Below are 2,033 nucleotides of genomic sequence, written 5' to 3'. Positions count from 1 at the left end.
GAATGTGTTAGTAAGTGCTATCAGTTAAATCACCAAAACCTCAAACCATTAAAGTAATTCCTTCCCACTAATGCAAGCTTTTTTGATAAAATAGAAGAATCACATCAACAGAAAGTATCCTATGATTATCAAACTGCTTGCTGTCCTACATGACATCTATAAACATTTTATTATTTATAGTCTCCGAACAACCTTCCTACAGCTTACTCTAACGATTGGAGGGTCTTATCTTTTATCTTGGTTATTTCGTGGTATTTTGATTTCTTCTGGCTATCCTGGTTTATCACTGGATAATATCTTTAGTTTTCTAGCAAACCCTGTCACTTTCTTACTCTTAATCATTTATCTCATTATTCTAGCTCTGTTAGTTTTTATGGAATTTTCCTTTTTGGTGGAAATGCTACGCTATAAAGAGACGCCTATAGAGCTAGGATTTAAGCGAATAAAAACTGATTTTAAGCAATTTTTATTTAGTATTAGTGGCCGCCACTTGTTAAGTTTTCTAGCTTATTTATTACTAACCATCCCAGTCCTTCGCTTTTTCTTTTCGTCAGCTCTCATCGAACGGCTATACATTCCAACATTTATTACTGGGGAATTGCAAAAAACAAGTCTGGGCCAAGTCGGTCTGATGCTAGCCTACATCCTGATTTTTTACATCAATGCTCGCTTTATTTATACCTTACCCTTGACGATTATTCAAAAAGAGACACACTTTACTGAAAATTTAAAGACTAGCTGGAGAATGACTTCCGGTCGCTCATTTTTAACGTTAAGTGGTTTAGCTATCATTTCAGGTATCATTAGTTTTGTCGCTTTCATTACCTCTGGACTACTTCTAGGTATTGTTTATCTTGTATTTCCAAAAGATAGTAGTCAGTTATGGTTCCTTCAAGTTAGCTTACTCAGTCTGGTCTGGTTTGTCATTTTTATTGCCAGCCTTCTCATCAAACTGGCTTCTGTATCCTATTTGATACTTGATCTCGAACAACATGACGTTGTCGATATTGAACCAAGTCATAAACGAAAAAAGAGTCGATGGGTGAGGATGCTACTTCTCAATTGTTTTATTGCTCTAGGAGCCTTTTTATACAATATCAATATACTTAGTAGCAGCAATCCTAAGGAAGTGGAGATCATTGCTCATCGAGGTTTCGTTGACATGGCTGTTGAAAACTCTTTAGAAGGGCTCAAAGCCTCAAAAAAGGCCAAAGCTGACATGGTCGAAATTGATGTTTTAATGACCAAAGATCAAAAATTTGTGGTTGTTCATGATAATAATCTCCAACGTTTAAGTGGTGAATCAACTATTATCAGTCAGTCTAAAGCGAAAGATATTATTGGAAAAAGGCTCCGTCAAAATGGCCATATAAGCCAAATCGTCTCTCTAAAAACATTTTTAGAAAAAGCTACAAAGCTAAAGATGCCCTTGCTTATCGAGTTAAAAACCACGAAAAATCAAAAAAACTATGGAACAGCTATTCTAAAAGAATTAAGGTCACTACCGCTAAATCCGGGAAGTAAGATTATGTCTCTTGATTTGCCTTTAATAGAAAGCATTGAAAAGCATCGCCCAGATATTGAAACTGGTCATGTCATCACTTTTCAATTTGGAGATTTTGCTTCAACTAAGGTTGATTTCTATGCCATTGAAGAATTTTCATATAGTAACCATCTGGCAAAGCTAGCCTATAAGAGAAAAAAAGAGTTATACATCTGGACTATTAACGATCAAGATGATTTGAAAATGTATTTACAATCTTCTGTCGACGGTATTATCACCGATTATCCTAATAAAGCCCGCCGTAAACAAAAGCATTTAATAGAAAATCAAGATTATCTTTCAGTCATTAGCCGTCTCTTTGACTTGGACTAAACAAGACCTAATACTCGAAGAAAATCAAAATCTGATATTGTTAAGTTTACCTTGATGAACTTTAGTTCTAGCTACGACGCTTTTTCTAGTCAGATTTTGATTTTCTTCGAGTATAAATAGACAAAGTTTAACAGACTGAAGCTCACACATAAATAAA

Annotated in this window: 1 protein-coding gene; it reads left to right on the top strand. The window is 34.9% G+C overall.

Annotation, left to right across the window (positions count from 1 at the left end; translation table 11 throughout):
- The first annotated feature begins 121 nt into the window (after nt 1-121).
- Nucleotides 122-1,876 (top strand): glycerophosphoryl diester phosphodiesterase membrane domain-containing protein, encoded by a 1,755-nt coding sequence (locus ACMZ6U_RS10195; RefSeq protein WP_416108312.1) that lies wholly within the window; start codon nt 122-124, stop codon nt 1,874-1,876.
- The last annotated feature ends 157 nt before the right edge of the window (nt 1,877-2,033 follow it).

The sequence above is a fragment of the Streptococcus pluranimalium genome (assembly GCF_047785745.1).
Lineage (GTDB): Bacteria > Bacillota > Bacilli > Lactobacillales > Streptococcaceae > Streptococcus > Streptococcus pluranimalium_B.
Note: the sequence above shows the minus strand (reverse complement) of the source record. Positions and strands in the feature narration are given on the sequence as shown.